The sequence below is a fragment of the Paenibacillus sp. Lou8.1 genome (genome assembly GCF_024213565.1).
In the GTDB taxonomy this organism is placed as follows: Bacteria; Bacillota; Bacilli; order Paenibacillales; family Paenibacillaceae; genus Paenibacillus; species Paenibacillus polymyxa_B.
On the sequence record NZ_JANAVN010000007.1, the window covers coordinates 24,134 to 43,584 of the forward strand.

The 19,451-nt window shown below is 45.3% G+C and carries 11 protein-coding genes; 2 read left to right on the plus strand and 9 right to left on the minus strand.

Annotation, left to right across the window (positions count from 1 at the left end):
* Positions 1 to 2: 2 nt before the first annotated feature.
* Together NLX78_RS11530 and NLX78_RS11535 are read right to left on the minus strand one after the other, a co-directional pair.
* Positions 3 to 1,310 (minus strand): ABC transporter ATP-binding protein, encoded by a 1,308-nt coding sequence (locus NLX78_RS11530; RefSeq protein ID WP_250260307.1) that lies wholly within the window; start codon positions 1,308 to 1,310, stop codon positions 3 to 5.
* Positions 1,311 to 1,329: 19 nt separating this feature from the next.
* Positions 1,330 to 2,070, minus strand: a complete 741-nt coding sequence (locus tag NLX78_RS11535; RefSeq protein WP_254350462.1) for an ABC transporter permease — start codon at positions 2,068 to 2,070, stop codon at positions 1,330 to 1,332.
* 191 nt (positions 2,071 to 2,261) lie between these two features.
* Between NLX78_RS11535 and NLX78_RS11540 the strand changes: the two genes are divergently transcribed.
* Positions 2,262 to 4,718 (plus strand): O-antigen ligase family protein, encoded by a 2,457-nt coding sequence (locus NLX78_RS11540; RefSeq protein ID WP_254350463.1) that lies wholly within the window; start codon positions 2,262 to 2,264, stop codon positions 4,716 to 4,718.
* 83 nt (positions 4,719 to 4,801) lie between these two features.
* Here the strand turns inward: NLX78_RS11540 and galU are convergent, their stop codons facing one another.
* The 5 genes from galU to NLX78_RS11565 all read right to left on the minus strand — a co-directional run bounded on the left by galU (position 4,802) and on the right by NLX78_RS11565 (position 12,722).
* Positions 4,802 to 5,683 carry a UTP--glucose-1-phosphate uridylyltransferase GalU gene (gene galU / locus NLX78_RS11545; RefSeq protein ID WP_254350464.1) on the minus strand — a complete coding sequence of 294 codons (882 nt, stop codon included), beginning with the start codon at positions 5,681 to 5,683 and terminating at the stop codon, positions 4,802 to 4,804.
* A 195-nt stretch (positions 5,684 to 5,878) separates the two neighbouring features.
* Positions 5,879 to 8,389 carry a U32 family peptidase gene (locus NLX78_RS11550; protein WP_254350465.1) on the minus strand — a complete coding sequence of 837 codons (2,511 nt, stop codon included), beginning with the start codon at positions 8,387 to 8,389 and terminating at the stop codon, positions 5,879 to 5,881.
* A 423-nt stretch (positions 8,390 to 8,812) separates the two neighbouring features.
* Positions 8,813 to 9,253 (minus strand): GNAT family N-acetyltransferase, encoded by a 441-nt coding sequence (locus NLX78_RS11555; RefSeq protein WP_254350466.1) that lies wholly within the window; start codon positions 9,251 to 9,253, stop codon positions 8,813 to 8,815.
* Positions 9,254 to 9,514: 261 nt separating this feature from the next.
* Positions 9,515 to 11,428: a stalk domain-containing protein gene (locus tag NLX78_RS11560; protein WP_069290503.1), complete on the minus strand. Its 1,914-nt coding sequence runs from the start codon at positions 11,426 to 11,428 to the stop codon at positions 9,515 to 9,517.
* Positions 11,429 to 11,477: 49 nt separating this feature from the next.
* Positions 11,478 to 12,722, minus strand: coding sequence for a S1C family serine protease (locus NLX78_RS11565; protein ID WP_254350467.1), 1,245 nt, complete (start codon positions 12,720 to 12,722; stop codon positions 11,478 to 11,480).
* A gap of 359 nt (positions 12,723 to 13,081) precedes the next feature.
* On the opposite strand from NLX78_RS11565, the gene NLX78_RS11570 reads away from it, so the two are divergent.
* Positions 13,082 to 14,707, plus strand: a complete 1,626-nt coding sequence (locus NLX78_RS11570) for a nitrite/sulfite reductase (RefSeq protein WP_165177609.1) — start codon at positions 13,082 to 13,084, stop codon at positions 14,705 to 14,707.
* A 112-nt stretch (positions 14,708 to 14,819) separates the two neighbouring features.
* On the opposite strand, the gene NLX78_RS11575 is transcribed toward NLX78_RS11570, so the two are convergent.
* Positions 14,820 to 16,031 carry a hypothetical protein gene (locus tag NLX78_RS11575; RefSeq protein WP_254350468.1) on the minus strand — a complete coding sequence of 404 codons (1,212 nt, stop codon included), beginning with the start codon at positions 16,029 to 16,031 and terminating at the stop codon, positions 14,820 to 14,822.
* A gap of 407 nt (positions 16,032 to 16,438) precedes the next feature.
* The gene (uvrA, locus tag NLX78_RS11580) at positions 16,439 to 19,300 is read right to left on the minus strand and encodes an excinuclease ABC subunit UvrA (protein WP_254350469.1); all 2,862 of its coding nucleotides are present in this window, start codon (positions 19,298 to 19,300) and stop codon (positions 16,439 to 16,441) included.
* Positions 19,301 to 19,451: the final 151 nt, after the last annotated feature.

Here is a 19,451-nt window from a genome sequence, read left to right on the forward strand (position 1 = left end):
GGTTACCCTCTATTTTCATTTTTAAACAACTGAATTTGTGACTCTAAATCATATAAACCTACAATATTTTTAAAAATGGAAGCCTCAAAGGAAAGTACATCATACAAACGGTGATAGACTACTAATTCATCGCTCTGAAAACCAGTACAACCCAAAGAAAGAGTATAATATCCACTTTGGAGTTTAAAACTTTGCGTGAATGTCACAATTATCTCCTCGTCTGGTTTTATATCTGGTGTCAATATATTTTCAAACATTGTATTAGTTCCACAAATTTCATTTCCTTTTAAATCCTTAACTGTAAATGCAAAAATAGGTTGCTCTAATTGTGCATGAAATCTAACTTTCATCTTAATCACGACTGGCTCATCACTGATAATTTTAGATGAAGGGATACCATCTAGATCAAAAATACCGAAGTCTATGATTTCGGCCAGTTTGTCTCCATATTCAAGTAATGTTTTGTTAACAGAAAAGCTCTTTTTCCATTCGCCAACTTCAGCGAGGCTAGTTTGCTTATTTACTTTTAACTCCTCACTTATATCATAAAGATTCACCAGTATTTTCTTATATACATCTACCATTTCTTTTGGAGTTCCCTCAGCAACATTTTCTCCATTATGAATAACTGCAGCTCTATTACAATACTTCAATATCGTATCCATTGAATGAGTAACAAATATAATAGTTTTGCCTTGATCTATAAATTCATTAATTCTTCTAAAACACTTCGTCTGGAAGGCAACATCGCCGACAGACAATGCTTCATCGATAATTAAAATATCAGGATCAACATTTATTGCAACAGCAAATGCTAACCTGGCAAACATCCCGCTAGAATAGGTTTTAACGGGTTGATGAATAAAATCATCGATATCAGCAAAGCTCAAAATATCTTCTAGACGCAAATCCATTTCATCCTTTGAAAACCCCATAATTCGACCGTTAAAATATATGTTCTCCAAACCGGTTAGTTCAGGGTTGAAACCCGCGCCCAATTCGAGGAGTGCTGCAATTTTACCATCCACCAGAATGTCCCCTTCACTCGGTTTCAGTACCCCAGTGATCATCTTTAGTAATGTTGACTTACCCGCACCATTTTTGCCCAATATCCCAATGCACTCACCTTTGTTAATAGTAAGCGAGAGGTTTTTCAAAGCATAAAATTCTTTATGCCTTTTACCCTTCATTGGGACTACCGCTTCCACTAAGCGATCTGTATTCTTCTCATATAGCTTATAAATTTTAGAAACATTATTCACACTTATAACTGGGTTTGGAGAGAGTAATTCTTGCACGGTACTGGACATCTCCGTAACCTCCTTAATTTTAAATGACATCAGCAAAATGAGGCCGCAATTTTTTGAATAAGTAGTAACCAATTAGTAGAAAGATAAAAGTAACCAGCCAAAAGTACAGTGTTTGTTGGGGCCGTTCCCAGAACCAATAATGATACAAAAATATTCCACGATAGCCCTCAATGATATAATAAAGAGGGTTTAGCTTAATTAAAAATTGATATTTTTCCGGAATAGCCGTTAGGGAATAAAAAATTGGAGTCAGCCAAAAACCAAATTGCAGAATCATGGAAACCACCTGGCCTACATCCTTCAAGAAAATAACTAGTGAAGAAGTAATCCACGAAAGACCTAATAGTAAGGCGATCATACAAATTAAGAAATATGGAATTTGTAGATAGTAAATGTTCGGTTGAAATCCGTATATAGAAAACAATACGAATAAAAAGACCAAAAAAAACAAATGTACAAACAATGAAGAATAAATCTTAACAATAGGTAGAATCTGGACCTTGAAAATAACTTTTTTCACCAAAAAGCTATTCTCTGTTATTGAATTAGTAGCTGTTTGAAGTGCATCAGAGAAAAAATTCCATGGTATTAATGCTACAGAAAACCAAAGAATAAAGGGAAAATCGTTCATAGGCATATGTTTAAAACCTACTTGGAAAACAAACCAAAAAATCAACAAGCTAATTAATGGTTGAATAAATGCCCAAGCAATTCCCAGATATGATCCAACATATTTTTTTTTAAAGTCATCTTTGGACATATCAAAAATGAATTTATGTTGTTTTAGAAAACGCAATAAAACTGAATGCACAACTACTCGCCAACTTTCCTTTTTAAATTATAGATTTAAAATAAGTCGATTTTACTTCGTGTGAAATTGGGTTACTAGTTATAACAAGACAATGTATGCTAAAATATTGACGTATCTACAAGAAAAGGAGATTGTAAACCTTGTCGAATCCAGTATACGGGAAACAGGCCAAAACGTCGACCCGTGACGATAAAAGGCCGGCTATATTTTGGGTGTTAATTGTTGGCATGATTTTGTTCTTAGCTTGGGCCCCCTTCCAGGCTGCACTTTTTAATGGTCAAATGCTCGACTTTGAGAAGCCTCTCTATTGGGCTGTTATCATCGCCTCGATTCTATTGATTTTAGGAATCGTAACCTATTATAAAAAATTCAAGCTGGAAGAGCAAAGGGATTGGCTGGCTGTATTAGTACTACTGCTTCCCTTGACTTATGTGCTTTCACTGACATCAGCAGCTTCACATTACCTGGCCATGAATATGGTGGTGGTACAGTGCATATATGCAGCCCTGTTTATCATCTCAATCTATCTACTCCAAGATCGCTTAGGCAATAAGATTATTCACAATCTGATTATGACTATTGCTTATGTCATTGTAGGCTTTGGCTTCATTAACTGGTTCGGACAGTGGGTGCTTGCCGGCAAGCTGGTAGGCTGGCTTAGCCAATATGTGTATCATGACCGTTATACCAATGCAGTCATGACAGATACAAACGGGCTCCGGCTGACATCAGTGTTTCAATATGCGAATACATATGCCGCCTTTCTAATGGCTTTCTTATTCGCTGCCGTTTTTTGTTTAATGAAATCAAAATCATGGTATGGCAAGGCTACTCATGGTTTCATGTTGGTGCCCATTCTGGTCTCACTGTTCCTGACCTTGTCACGGGGCGGTCTGGTTATGTTGCCAGTCGTTTTCGTGCTGCTCTTGCTTTTCCTTAAACCTGCACGCCAAATTATATGGATTTTGCATTGCGCCATTGCTGGTGTAGCGTCAATATCTATCTTGTCGCCGATTACAAATATGGGATTACAACTCAATAAGACCTACAACGGCGGAGAGGCTGCCAAGGCTTGGGGATTACTTATTGGAGTCTCCCTTACTGTCGCTGTCGTACTGTGGCTTGTTGAACGTTATCTGGCACCAAGGTTGGAAAGTGCCCTCACAGGGTGGACTTCCCGTAAGTTATCCAACCTGTGGCTGCCTGTCGGATCAGTTGTGGTGATTGGCTTGCTGGCTTTTCTGTTTATTGGAACTGGCCTGCGCAGCGTACTACCAGAAAACGTCCAGGTCCGGTTTGAAAATATCAATTTCCGGCAGCATAGTGTACTGGAACGACTTGTATTCTATCAGGATGCTGCCAAATCGATTAAAGATCATCCTGTTATTGGCACCGGCGGCGGCGGTTGGGCTACTTTATATGAGAAATACCAAGACTATCCTTACACAAGCCGTCAGGCCCATAACTTCTTCATGCAGTACCTGGTTGAAGTTGGTATTCTCGGTTTTGTAATTTTCATGTCTTTCATCTTATTTATTTTCTACAAATATATCCGTAACTATATTAGACAAAATGATGAAGAACGGGATTCTCACTTTCTGTATCTCATTTTGGCGCTCTCGATCTTACTTCATAGCTTGCTGGACTTTAATCTGAGCTACGTGTTCATGGGCATACTGATATTTATGAGTCTTGGTGGTATGGCCGCTGCTATGGACAGCAAACCTCTTAGACGCTTGTCCATGAGTACTTCTGGTTTCCGAATCATGTATAGTGCAGTCATCGGCATTCTAAGCATTGTGGTGCTTTTTGCAGGTCTCCGCTTCGTGCAATCGGCCAATGCTGCCACATCTGCCAAACAGATCATGGCGGTCAGCACATCTTTTGAGGAAATCCAAAGTGCCATTAATAAGGATCTTGAACTTCGTCCTACGCACCCAGATTCGGTTATAAGTTTGGCTGCACTGTACAAGAATGTGTATGATCAAACGAAAAAAGAGGAATTTTATAATGCTGCAATAGAGGTACTTAATACGGGCCTGAAGGCAGAACCGTATAATAAAATCATGTATTACTCCAAAGTTAACCTTTTAAAAGCAAAAGGTGAGCATGAGCAAGCCTTCAGTATTTTGGAAAATAACATTTCCAACTTCAAATGGGACAATGACTGGTACAACATGTTGATTACTCAAGCCTACTCTATTGGTGATAAGGCACGTGAACAGAAGGACACCGCCAAGGAGCAGAAATATTTCCAAGCAGGCCTTGCTGCATACCAGCAGGTTCTGGATGGGGTAGCTCATATTAAGACGGTTCCACCTGAAATTCAGTTGCCACGTACTTTTGAGGTAACTCCAGGTATTGCGCTCAGCACTGGCAAAATTGAATTCATGTCAGGCAAGCCCGCAGAGGCTGCTAGCATCCTGAAAAACGGTCTGAAGGACGATTTGAGTGATGCTACGAATCGTGAGGTCGCCCGCTACTATATCGCTGCTCTGCAACAGCAGGGACAGGATGACAAAGCATTGTACGATAAGCTGATTAAAGCTGATCCGAAGGAGAGGGAGCAAATTGCTCAGTTAAAATCGGAGAAATAGTACAGAAAAAGAGACTATCAGATGATGTTATATCATCCGGTAGTCTCTTTTTTATTTGGAGAAAGAGAGGTTTGGTGAGGTGTTTATTTTTGTTGATCAATATCTTCAATAACCTGTCTCATATAAGCCAGTACTTCATCCTTGATTTCGTTATGCTGTAGAGCATAATGGATCGTTGTTTCAATGAATCCCAATTTCTCGCCAACGTCATGGCGATTCCCGTCAAATTCGTAGGCCAGGATCGGATTCTTTTCTCCCAGTTTGGACAATGCATCTGTCAACTGAATCTCCCCGCCTACTCCCGCAGATTGCTGACCCAGGATATCAAAAATATCAGGCGTCAAGATATAACGTCCCATGATCGCCAAGTTGGAGGTTGCTTCTTCCTTCTTTGGCTTTTCTACCAATCGTTCCGCTTCAGAGATTTTGGAAGTAAGTGCATGACCTTCAACTATGCCGTAACGATGTACCTCGTTCCAATCCACTTGTTTTACACCTACAACAGAACGCTGATACTCATCGAACACGTCTATCATCTGTTTGAGGCACGGATTCTCAGACTCAACGATGTCATCCCCTAAAAGGACGGCAAAAGGTTCGTCACCGATAAACTTACGTGCACACCAGATGGCATGCCCCAACCCTTTAGGTTCCTTTTGACGAATATAGTGGATATCTGCCATCTCCGATGGTTTACGCACTTCATTGAGCAGATTCCATTTTTCCTTCGCAGTCAAATTATGCTCCAGCTCAAAGGAGTAGTCAAAATGATCCTCAATCGCCCTTTTGCCTTTACCAGTAACGATAATGATATCCTCTATACCAGATGCAACAGCCTCTTCAATAATATATTGAATTGTTGGTTTGTCTACAATGGGAAGCATCTCTTTAGGCATTGCTTTCGTAGCAGGAAGGAACCGGGTTCCTAATCCCGCAGCAGGAATAATCGCTTTACGGATTTTCATAGGTTAAAACTCCTTTGTCTTCAATATAACGGATAGATAACTGTCTATGATTATAACAGGAAGATAGATGAATTTTATAGGTTAAAGAAGAAGACATCTTCCCTCAAAGAGAACATGTCTTCCAATCACTTGCTTTCTATATGAATATATTATGCTGCCGGAGTCTTTCTGGCTCCCGAACAAATATACTGTTATTTACTTCACCAGCTGCCCACGTGTAACACCCAACTGATTCGTCGCTTTCAGCGTCTTCCATACTTGTGTTCCGCTGATTTCTCCGCGCAGGGCACGGTTATAGAGATCAATAACCTTATGCACTTGCTCCGGTGTCTCCTCCAAAAATTCCACGCGGTAACGGGACACGCCCAGCTCCAGGAAGTTGGATAGGTATTCCGCGCCGGATTGCTCAATCGCGTTGTACACCGTGTTGCGGCAGCCTTCGTCCACACGGACCGGATGAGACATACCAATTCGATCACGCAGGGATGCGCGATGGTCCTCACATGGACGTCCACAGTTAGTGTAGTCGGTGCCTTCACTCATAAAGGTGCAGTATACGCAATGTTCAGTATGGAACATGGGCATATGCTGCTGGATCACGATCTCCAGCTTATCGGTACGCGTACGTCTGAGCATATCGACCATTTGCTGAATGTTCAGATCGTACGAAGGCGTAACCAGGTCGCAGCCGGAATCCAGGAACAGATCAGCCGCTTTATGGTTGGCTATGTTCAGCGAGAAGTCACCAATCAATTGCGGATGATGTGCGTCCGGGTTCTCCAACCGATGTCGCAAGTAGAAATACAGTGCCCCTGGATTGCGTACCAACACAGCATCCGGCTTCAAGCGCAGGATGTTGTTGTGGTAGCCATTTTCACCCGGCATGTGAATACGCGGGGTCGCCAGCGCAATTCGGCGGCCTGCAGCGTGCACAGCCTCTACGGCTGCCGGGAATTGCTTGATGAACTCGAAGTCGGCGTAGATGAATTCCACGCCGGCCTCGAGCGCAGCCTCCACCTGAGGGAGGCTGCGGCACAACGCGGTCAGCTCTGCCTGACCGCGTGCCACAGACGATGCCGGAGCCGATGCATCGTCATACACCTCGACCGCCCGTTTCGTGTACACGGGCGGTTTGGGGCGCTCACCCGCGAGCAGTTCCACCGCCTGGCGGCGGATACCGTTCAGCTCGCGCATCGGCACGATGACGTCCCCATGCAGATGGACGTCCAGTTCTTCCAGCTGGAACACCGTTCCGCCCAGTCGGCCGAACTGCTCTTCGAGCAGTTCATGCGTCATCGGACGCTTCTGGGCAATTTCGAGCTCCAGCTCGGAGTCCACGCGGACCGTTGTGCCCTTCTGCACGTCGGTCCACCATGTCGACAGCGGCTGCCCTGGGGAGCCGCTGACCCGCACATGTACCGGGAAGACCCGGTACGGCTTGTCGGTGTCGTACGACTGGCGCAGACGTTTGTCCAGCGCTGGGTCGTTGGTCTTCCAAATGCGGTCGCCCACGTGCACACGGCGCAGATCCACATCGTTGCGTCCCGCTACGATGTCGATGATCCAGCCTTCTCCGGCTTCGCCTTCAATCTTCACGCCCTTGCGGCGGATATCGTATACGCGTCCGCCTTCTTCTTTTTGCGTGGGATCTCCCGCATCGAATACAATCCCATCGCCACGCTTGAGTGGGGCATCAATACGGCACACTACACCATCACGAAGGATTTGTTCCACTCGGCCCAGATACACCCCACGGCTTTTCGGGAACGTACCGTCAACCAGCTTCTTGTTATTGGTCCCTTCGAGAAAACCGTGCGTAAAGCCGCGTGAAAAGCTCTGCTGCAGCTCGCGAATATCTTCTTTGCTGGTCTTGGACGTATCGCCATCAAAATACTTATCAATGGCCTTGCGGTACTTGCTGACCACATTCGCCACATATTCAGGTGTTTTCAGTCGTCCTTCAATTTTAAAAGAAACAACACCCGCGTCGATCAGTTCAGGCATCAAGTCGATCGCTGCCAGATCCTTAGGTGACAGCAGATACGTCACATCTGCCATTGGTTTCTGCTCTCCATCTACCATCAGATCGTAAGGCAAACGACATGCCTGTGCACACTCACCACGGTTAGCAGAGCGGCCGCCCCACATTTCTGAAGTCAGGCATTGGCCAGAATAAGATACGCATAACGCTCCATGTACGAATACCTCCATTGGAAGTCTCGCCTGATCGCCTATTTTTTGGATCTGTTTCAGGTTGTTTTCGCGTCCAAGCACGACCCGTTCCATATTGTACGGTTTTGTAAACTCTACCGCTTCCGGCGAGGTAATCGTCATTTGGGTAGAACCATGAATCGGAAAATCCGGTGAAATGTCGCGAATCATTTTCACCAGGCCCATATCCTGAACAATTAAGGCATCGACTCCAGCATCAATACAGGCATCGACCAGCTCCTTAGCGTCCTCCAACTCGTTTTCAAATACCAATATATTGAATGTTAAAAAACCTTTAACTCCATAGCTATGCAAAAACGCCATAATTTCAGGCAGTTCCTCCATGCGAAAATTATTCGCTCGTGCTCGTGCATTGAACTTTTCCACCCCGAAAAAGATCGCATCAGCCCCGTTTGCCACCGCCGCACGCATACAATCCCAGTCACCGGCTGGTGCCAGAAGCTCAACATCTTCTCTTCGTACTGCTGATTTCATTATTGCCCTCCCCATATGCTGAAAACGAATGATCCCCCGAGGAATAATCGTTGTTTTCAGGGCAGCTATGCTGCTTACTTGGTAATCTCATGGATGTTCCATAGACTCATTCCAAAGCTGATCATGTTTAGTCAGGGGAATGGAAGCCTACTAAGAATCATATTTTAAATCTTATCCGTCTCTATCATCTTGTCCGATCATCCACACACTGAACCATCGGTTCCTCGCGTGAATTACATCCAACTCAAAAAATCCGCATCACAAACATCTGCGGCAGAATCATTCTTATCTTGTAACTAATCTAGTGTACCAGACTGCGACCTAAGCTTCTACACTTTCCAAGCGATTCCTTTAAAAAATAATACTAAAAACACCTCCAATCCCGTCAAGCGGTGCTTTAGAGGTGAGTCATCCTATCATTAACTAGGCAAACCTATACTTCGCAAGCATTTCTCCCCAGGGTGATATTCCCTTCTCCCTGAAGCCTGTTTTACTATATAGCTTTCTAGCTAGTTCATTGTCTGGTTTATACCCAATCATGATAACATCCGTCCTATCACTGGCTTTCCTTATTTCGTCGATAACCAGCAACATCGCATTGTAGCCATAACCTTGACCTTGAAATCTTTCGTCAATCACAAATCGGTAAACCCAGTAATTTCCGTCATCCGGGTCTAAACCATACATTGTAAAACCAATTAATTCGTCATCATTATAAATTGCTTTAGATAAAAATCCATCTAAAAACTGACATTCCGCAATCGAAAAAAGGTTAGATACCATAAATCTTTTTTGCTCAGGTGTCGGTTCAAGTTCGGCACATGCTTCCCAATTGTGTTTGTCGACTGCTTTTAGCGTAATCATTTTGGATTCCTCCTATACGGGGAAATCCGTATAGACTTCCCTAGTGCTTACTTCACTCATTATAAGATTGGTGGTATTTGGCGGGCGCCAGTGAAGCGGGCCATTTGAATCCGAAAAAGCGTCAGCGCTCGCCTTTGACCTGGGATTCTTACATATAAATCACTTAAACAATCCAAGAATCCCGGGTCAACAGCGATCGTAGGCTCAAATGGCACGCGTAGCGCTTCCCCCACAACCTCGCTAATCTTTTACCTACACCTTCTACTTCACAAAATTAAACGAATTTAACGTCGAATCCAGTGCGTTAGACTGTACAGCCGTGTTGTTCGCATCATTTAATGTTGTTGTCACAGTATACGTTTTTCCGTCACGTTCCAAAACCAATTGGTGGCCTGTGTAGCCAATGCCTTCCTCTATACGATGGAATGTAAAGGACACTGCCGGAACACCAGCAAACGTTACGTCCTTAACTTCCTCAACTTTGAGGTTTTTGTAGTTCTTTGCTTGCTTATCATAGAAGTCCTTGAGCTGGGATACCGTTAGTTCAAATGATTGGTCGTTGTCGATTTTGATGGAAAAACGACCTCCGGTAAACTGGTACTCTACATCCCCCAATTCAAATTGATCGCTAATCGCGGTCCAATATCGTGGGATATTCACCGTATATTCATAGGCTTTCGACGTCTTTTTGACCGTTTTCGTTTTGTCCGTCAAATAGTCGTCTTCTTCCAACTGTCCAAAGTTACTTGCTACGGTTTGAAAATCGATTTGAAGCGAGGAGATGAGCGCGTTGAACTGATCATTTCCTTTGCTTACTTTTTCAGGCACTGCGTATTCAGCCAAATAGCGATATCCATTTTGCTGAATCAGCACATTGTACTCTTTGACCCATCCATCGCCAAAATTATAGCGGTACTCCTGTACTAACCCTTGAACGCCTGCAACCTCCAGCGGATACGTCTTCTGTGCCTCATAAGCTGTGGACACAAAGGAATCGCTCAGCCATTTTTGCAGCTGCTGGCCCCAGTTCTCCAACTTTCCATCCGCTGGAGCCGAGGTTACTTTCACGCGGAAGCTCGATCCATCATTACTTTCATATTGCATCCGTTGATCGTCCATTTTCCAGCCTGCGGGTATGCTGAGTGACACACCGTAGTCTGGATTTCCGGCCTCGCGTGTGCCTCCTACGACAGTGGACAAGTCTTTAATACTTTTATCCTGCGCATTAAAGGAGGTTTTGAAGGAATTTAACAGTCCCGCATACTGGGCCAGATCTTTATAATTCGTTGCTTTAGCATCGGAAAAATAAACTACATACAATCGTCCGTTGTCATAGTACTGACGATTTTCCCACAATACGCCGTCCCCATCCTTCGTAATGACACGAGCATAAGGTACCTTCGCTTTCGGGAAGGATTTTCGATCGATCACAGTTTCTCCCGTTTCCTTGGCTGCCTGCACTAATTGTTGCAACAGATCGTCCGCATTCAGTGGAACCGGCTGTGACGCTGTGTGCACCTCCATATAGTAGGCACTGTTCTCATCCATAAAAGTGGAGATACTCTCATCTCCACCTCCCTGACCGATGACGAGACCTGTTGGATAGTTCATAGACCAGCCATAGTAACTGTTCCCGATCTGCGTCTTGCCCTCATCATTATCAATATTCGGTGTCTCTTCAGCTACCGTGCCCGCCTCTTCTTGTGCTTCCATCCGAATAATGATTCCGGCGCCGTTCTTCTCCAACTTACCGCCAAGCCCTTCTGCTACTTGACGCAGAGGCACCATGAGAATACCTGATGACATTTCCGGTGGAGCTGGAAGTGTCACCTTGTGACCTCTCACCCAAGCAGTACGGCTACCAATGGTCAGCGATACAACATGAGTTCCGCTAGTGATTTTAACCACATTATCTTCAGCCAATCGAATTTTGCTGTTAAATGCCTTTTTAAAAATACCAGCTGGAACCATCAGTGCACCACTTTTTGAATATGGCTTCGTAATATTGGCATTATGGCCGTTCACGATGGCTGTATTGCTGCCGCTTTGCAACCGCAATTCCAGCATGGTTTTATCTTGATCTGCTGCAACTGCTGGCAAAGCGGAAAGCAGAAGGGACAATGCGACAGCGCCGACCCCCAGCTTACGCATCATTTTTCTTTGAATATGCTTCACAGTAAATCTCCCTTTAGCTTTATTTTATAGATTCAAGAGCCGTTATTGTTCACTTTCCAGTAGTTGCCCCTTGAGCTGGCTCCGATGTTTCCTTAGGAAGCGCTACGCCGCCATCTTCAGCGGCCTCCGAACCGTTCGAATCTTCACCATCTTCTCCAGACTGAATGGACTCATAGATTTCACCATTATCCTGTGTCAGTACTAGCTTGCGCTTCACAATATCACCGTCCGACTGCATTAGTACACTCACCGTTTGACCTGGTTGATAGTTTTTAAGCAGCTCATTGACATCAATGGCCGAAGCCACACGCTTACCGTTAATGCTATACAGCTCATCGCCTTCCTTGATTTTGGCCTGAATGGCATTGGCTGAGGTAATTTTCGTAACTTTCAGAGGGTCCTCGGTAGGTAATCCAACGATAGCTGACCAGCTCTCTTCCAGACTCAGACCAAGACTGGCGCGCCGAACCTCTCCGTATTTGAAAAATTGGCCGATGACATATTTCACCGTATCCGACGGAATTGAAAAGCCCATATTTTCAATGCCGACCGCCGAGAATTTCATCGTATTGATCCCAATGACCTCACCCTTGAGATTGACCAACGGACCGCCGCTGTTACCAGGATTGATCGCGGTATCACTTTGGATCAAACGATAAGCAGCGTTGACACCACGGTTCAGCCCGCTAACAACACCTGAGGTTGCCGAATTGCGAAGTGAAAAGGATATAGGCGTACCAATAGCCACTACCTGCTCACCTACCTGTAGACTGTTCGTTGAAGCTGCCAAGGTAGCGGGTTTGAGACCGCTTGCCTTGATTTTGACTAATGCCAAGTCACTGATCGGATCGCTGTAGCTGTCGGTGATTCCGTAAGATTTTCCGTCCGAGGTTACGACCACGGCATCACCTAATCCTTCGATAACATGCGCATTCGTCACAATCCATCCATCGGTACGAATGATAACACCCGTGCCGTGAGCCAGGTTGTATCGATCTCCTCCTGCTACGGTCTCTCCCGTGGCTGAACGGCCTATGATACCGACCACAGAAGGAGATACATTTTTAACCACCTGCGGCACACGATCGGCCGATAACGTATATGTACCATTTGCGCTGTTATATGCGCCGCTGGTTCCTAATGCTTTATTCATATCGCTTACGTTAACATAGACTCCACCATTAATGACTTTGGCCTTTAACGCAGTTCCACTGCTGGCTGCACCTGCCGTTCCAGAAACACATAGAGCGCTGCCCAAAGCCAGAACAACTGCCCTTTTCCCCATCTTACCCATATACTCACCATTTCCTCTCTTACATGACCCTGTTCTATCAGTTAGTCCAAATCTACCATAGAGGGGACACGTATACAATCGCTTTAAGCCCTATCTTTTTCTAAAAGGCGCCGTTTGCTACATCCCTGTCCTCTCATGCTATTTATATTATAAATTTTCCAAATCCTTATATCAAAAAAATAAGCAAAAACGATAAATAATCGTTATACCGTTTAGGTCATTCCTTCGTTTACGGGCATAACCAACTATGATACCATCACATTATATCTTAGTTTTATTGTCGGAAATAAAGAATAAAATCATGAGTCCTCTATCCAAAACACTAAAGTATAAATAAGCACCTACAGGAGGTTAAAAGAATGGCCTACGAACCAATCTGGAACGCTCATCCCGATAAGCTTAACAAATTCGAGTTAGTCAAGCTGGAAAAGGACGGTCTCGACGTTATCCGTACCATTATCGAAAACTATGCCAACGAAGGCTATGATTCGATCTCTGCGGACGATATGGACCGTTTCAAATGGGCTGGGGTATATCAGCAAAAGCCCAAGGATGGTCATTTCATGATGCGGGTCCGCATCAACACAGGGATCATGACTTCAGCACAGGCACATGCATTGGCGGACATATCCGCGCTATATGGACGCGGTCTTGTGGATGTCACCACTCGCCAGGCGATTCAATTTCACTGGCTGACGGTCGAAAGCTTGCCCGATATTTTCGAAAGACTGGAAAAAGTCAATTTGTATTCCTTTGAAGCCTGTGGAGACTGCCCGCGTACCATTGTCGGTAATCCGCTGGCTGGCATCGATCCCAATGAATTGGTGGATACCCAGGAGATTGTAGATGAAGTAAACCGCTTTTTCTTATTAAATCGAGACTTCTCCAATCTGCCGCGCAAGTACAAAATGTCTATCTCCGGTAATACGTACAACAATGCACAGGCTGAAATTAACGACCTGTCCTTCACTCCGGCCACCAAGATCCTCGACGGAAAAGAAGTGATCGGCTTCCATGTGATGGTTGGTGGAGGTTTGTCCGCCAAGCCACATATGGCACAGTCTCTGGATTTGTTTGTTCGTCCTGAGGAAGTACTGAAGGTTGCTATTGCTGTCACCACCATTTTCCGTGATTACGGCTATCGGGAAAAGCGGCACCATGCCCGCTTGAAATTCCTCGTTGCCGATTGGGGCCCAGACAAATTTCTGGCTAAGCTCACCGAATACATCGGTGAAATGCCCGGACGAGGCGAGGACAAAACGATTGGCTGGCAAGCCGCCTATTTTGACGGCGTGCATCCTCAAGCTCAAAAAGGTCTGAACTATGTCGGTCTGAACGTGCCTGTCGGTCGCCTTAGTGCTGATGAGTTGCACGAACTGGCCGACCTGGCTGACCGCTATGGCGATGGTCAGATTCGTACCACGATGTCGCAAAATATTTTGCTGAGCGGCGTGCCGGATGAGCAAGTGGATGAACTACTGGAAGCCCCCGTGCTGCAACGCCTGACACCACAGCCCAAGCATTTTATGAGCCGTACAGTATCGTGCACAGGAAATGAGTTTTGCAATCTGGCGATAGTGGAAACCAAAAAACGGGCGGTTGACGTTGCCGAGTATTTGGATCAGCACGTACAATTGGATGAAAAAGTGCGCATTCATTTTATCGGCTGCCCGAATTCTTGCGGTCAAAAGCATATTGCGGACATTGGTCTGCAAGGCTCGCTTATTAAGACACCGGAAGGCTTGGTCGACGCGTTCGATATCGCTGTCGGCGGAGCGCTTGGAGCAGGCGCCCAGTTTAACAAGGCGCTCAAAGGTCGCGTACGCGGGGATCAGGTTGGACCTGTACTGGCAGAGCTCATTCTGTTCTACAAAGAAAACAGGAGCGCTGGCGAAAGCTTTTACGCATATGTACAGCGTGTAGGTATTCCGACTTTCCAGGAAAAGCTGTCTGCCATTTTACAATCCAGCCACGTTGCATCCTAAATATAGAGTCTATTAACAGCCTGCTTGTATTACATATACAAGCAGGCTGTTTCTTATCGTCATACAACCTCGCAATATCGTTTCCCTCGATTTCACAAAAAAAGACACCGGATTACTCCGGTATCAATATTTTCGCAAAATCCAGTACTGTTGGCTTATAAGCACCAGTTGTAGATGTCACCACCACGTAGCCTGAAGGTATCTTGTATATCAATCCCGTATCGTATCGGATGCCGAAGGAATTATCCTCCTTATAATGAGTCCTCGTTTCCCACACCTTCGTACCGTTTCCTTTCAGGCCTGTAATAGTGATGCCATGCATCTTCGTGGTTTTACCCAGTGGATCATATTGATCACTGAACTGGACATACAACTGCTCCTCAGGCAGATACACCCGGTCAGCCGCATAGTCCTCTGTATTACTAAATAATTGTAGACCATTACTAAGCACCTGTGTACGCTTGCTGTTTCCTTTAAGCCCTGTTACAGCAATATGACCGCTCGGCAACTCACGTACTGCGGCAATTTCTTTACCTGATCCTAAGTCCAGATGGATGTCACGAATATCGCGACCATATACATCTGCTTGTACCCCAACGGGACCATCTGAGCTGTTCAAAAGCGCATAATATCCATTGTGACTGCCGACTAGCCAACCCGAGGTCACTCCGGCCGTCGTTCGATTCCATTGTATATCACCAGTTTCAGTGTATTTGAGTACAGTGAAGGACTGCTCCGCAAGGTTTAGATAGGAGACCAGGAAACTGCCATCCTCCAGTGTCTCCAAACCAACCTGAGAATCCTGCCCATGAGATATCAAGCCATCTGTGGGTAATGTTTTGGACCACAAGGTGTTTCCATCCTCGTCCAATCGGGAAGCCTGCAACTCTCGTATTCCGTTCGGTTTTGTATAATCAATCAGAAACAGCAAGCCCCTATCCGGCGTCTCCCGCTGGACTCCCCTGCTGCTTGTCCCGGGCTGTACGTTCAGGTCCTGCTGATGTTTCCATACAGCCTCTACAGAACTGTCCAGCTTGCCATATGTGACGTGTACTACACTTGCTTCTGTATCGTCCTCGACGTTCAGCATTAAAAACCCACCATTCGCTGCGGGTTGAATGTAATCATGAGCGTTTTCTAAATCCTTAATACTGCCAATTGCTGCACTTGTTTCGATTTCGGCTTGTTTGGGCGCAAACGCTTCAGACACCTCGGAGGCATAGGACGGTGCAGCACTATAACCCATCAAACATGCCGCCAAAGCAGCTCCTGCTGCCCATGAATATACACGTGTACGTAAAACTCTACTTTGCTTAATCTTCAAGCGTTCCAGCTCCCTTCATGACTTCCTCAAAGATGTTGTATGAACCTTAGATGTGATAAAACTACAGACGGTTTCGCTTCAACTTGTAATGGTTGTCACGCGGGCAAGGAACTCCGTATGATGCTAAGTAATCAATTATATATTTACCTCTTCAAGCCCGAGCCTAAACATCCAAAACTCCAAAATTTAAAGACTACTCAGAGACTTTCTGTCGATGAATATACGTATAGATTTATTATTCCAGCGCTTGGTAAACTATGTGTCACATGCTTTAACGCAGGAATTTGATAAAAGTTTTCTTTTTTTACAAAAAAAATAAAACCCTGCAAGACGGAGGCATCAATACACTAGTTCGTATTCTGCCTTCCTGCCTGTGCAAGGTTTTTAAATCGTACGTTAAATGGTATCTATAGATCGACTGTCTGAAGCGCTTGACTACGCTGGGTATCCCGTTCAAGGATCGGCTTTAAGTATCGACCTGTATAGGATTCTTCGACTCTCACGAGTTGCTCCGGTGTCCCGGTAGCCAAGATCGTTCCACCGCCGCTTCCGCCTTCCGGTCCCAAATCAATCAGATAATCGGCTGTTTTAATCACATCCAGATTATGCTCAATAACCAGCACCGTCTCTCCTGAATCAACCAAACGATGCAGCACCGTCAATAATCGGTCAATATCGTGAACATGCAGACCGGTTGTCGGCTCGTCCAAAATATAAATGGTTTTGCCTGTGCTACGACGATACAATTCGGAGGCCAGCTTCACGCGCTGTGCTTCACCGCCAGACAAGGTAGTTGCAGGCTGACCCAGCTTGATATACCCCAATCCTACATCCATCAGCGTCTGGATCTTGCGATGAATCTTCGGAATATTTTCAAAAAACTCCGTTGCATCCTCAACCGTCATCTCCAGCACATCGGCAATACTTTTCCCTTTGTATTTAACCTCCAGGGTCTCCCGATTATAACGCTTGCCTTTGCACACTTCGCATGGAACATACACATCCGGCAGAAAATGCATCTCAATCTTGATGATACCGTCGCCTCTACAAGCTTCACAACGGCCTCCCTTAACGTTAAAGCTAAAGCGGCCTTTCTTGTAGCCTCGTACTTTGGCCTCGTTCGTCTGCGAGAATAAATCACGGATATCATCAAATACACCAGTATACGTTGCAGGATTGGAACGCGGTGTACGGCCAATTGGCGATTGATCGATCTCAACAACCTTTTCGATATGTTCTAGTCCGCGAATTTCTTTATGCTGCCCTGGACGTACTCTCGCCCGGTTTAGATCACGCGCTAACGTTTTGTACAAAATTTCGTTGACCAGTGTCGATTTTCCAGAGCCGGAGACACCAGTAACAGCTGAGAAAACACCCAGCGGAATTTTGACATTCACATTTTTGAGATTGTTCTCCTTGGCTCCGCGAATCTCCAGCCACTTATCAGCAGGCTTACGCCGCTCGGTATTGACCGGAATGAACTTGCGTCCGCTCAAATACTGCCCGGTTAAGGAATTCGGGTCTTCCATAACTTCCTGCGGAGTCCCCTGCGACATGATCATCCCACCATGGATTCCAGCTCCTGGCCCAATATCAATGATATAGTCCGCCGCCATCATCGTATCTTCGTCATGCTCCACGACAATCAACGTATTACCGAGGTTCCGCATATGCTCCAAAGCACTTATCAGACGGTCATTATCTCGCTGATGCAGACCGATACTAGGCTCGTCCAAAATATAAAGCACACCCATCAGACTGGACCCGATCTGTGTCGCCAGTCGGATACGCTGTGCTTCACCGCCTGACAACGTGCCTGCCGCACGGCTTAAAGTCAGGTATTCCAGACCAACGTTAACGAGGAATCCCAGACGGCTGTTAATTTCTTTTAAAATGAGATTGGCAATCGACTTCTCCTTCTCACTCAGCTCCAGTGTATGGAAAAAGTTTGAGGCTTCACCGATAGACAAAGCTGTCACAAAAGCTATATTACGCTCTTGAATGGTTACCGACAGACTTTCTTTTTTCAGTCGGTGTCCCTTACAGGTGTTACATGGCTTTGCACTCATAAACCCTTCAATAAATTCACGTATACCTTCAGAAGCCGTATCACGATAACGACGCTCCAGATTGGGGATAATCCCCTCAAAGGTCACATAGGCTTCCTTACGTTGACCAAAATCATTCTCATAGCGGAAACGGATCTTCTGCTCTCCCGTTCCATGTAAAATGAGGTTCATTTGTTCTGTCGTCAATTGACTAACAGGAATGTCCTGCGGAATACCGTAGTGCTCGCATACTGACTGTAAAAATTGAGGATAATAAGTGGAAGTTCCACCACTCCAAGCCTGAAACGCCCCATCCTCCACACTTTTTTCAGGATCGGGAATGAGCAGATCAGGGTCAACTACCATTTTAACTCCTAACCCATCACAATCTGGACAAGCGCCAAACGGACTATTAAAGGAAAACATTCTTGGAGACAGTTCATCTATGCTGAATCCACAAATAGGACATGCAAAGTTGGAGCTGAACCGCAACTCCTCTTGCCCCATAATGTCAACGAGCAACTGCCCACCTGAAAGATTCAGTGCCGTCTCAATAGAGTCAGACAGACGCGCACGCACATCTTCTTTAACTACGATGCGGTCTACGACCACTTCAATCGAGTGCTTCTTGTTCTTTTCCAGCTCAATCTTCTCAGACAATTCACGTAGTTCTCCATTCACACGTACCCGTACAAAGCCCTGCTTGGCTATATCCGTGAACAGTGTTTTATGTTCACCTTTGCGGCCGGATACCAATGGAGCCAGAATCTGCAGTCTTGTCTTTTCAGGATACTGCAAAATGCGGTCTACCATCTGTTCAACGGTCTGTGAAGTAATTTCAATGCCATGTTCAGGACAATGAGGATGACCCACCCGAGCAAACAGTAACCGCAGGTAGTCATAGATTTCGGTAACCGTTCCGACAGTAGAACGTGGATTCCGACTTGTTGTTTTCTGGTCAATGGAAATGGCAGGAGACAGACCGTCAATCGAATCAACGTCTGGTTTCTCCATTTGTCCGAGGAATTGACGGGCATACGCAGATAAAGATTCCACATACCGCCGTTGCCCTTCCGCATAGATCGTATCGAAAGCCAATGACGATTTACCTGAGCCGCTAAGCCCTGTCAGGACGACGAACTTGTCCCGTGGAATTGTCACGTCAATATTTTTGAGATTATGCGCGCGTGCGCCTTTGATGATGATGCTTTCATTCGCCAAATGTTTCATCTCCTTAGCCGTAGTTCACGTCATGCTATATCGCATTGGATTATCCCATGGAAGTGATATATCGCAAAGAGAACGACCACATAGGCCGCCCTCACTATTTTTAAAAGCAAAGCAATCAAACATTTTATTTTCATATGTTTTG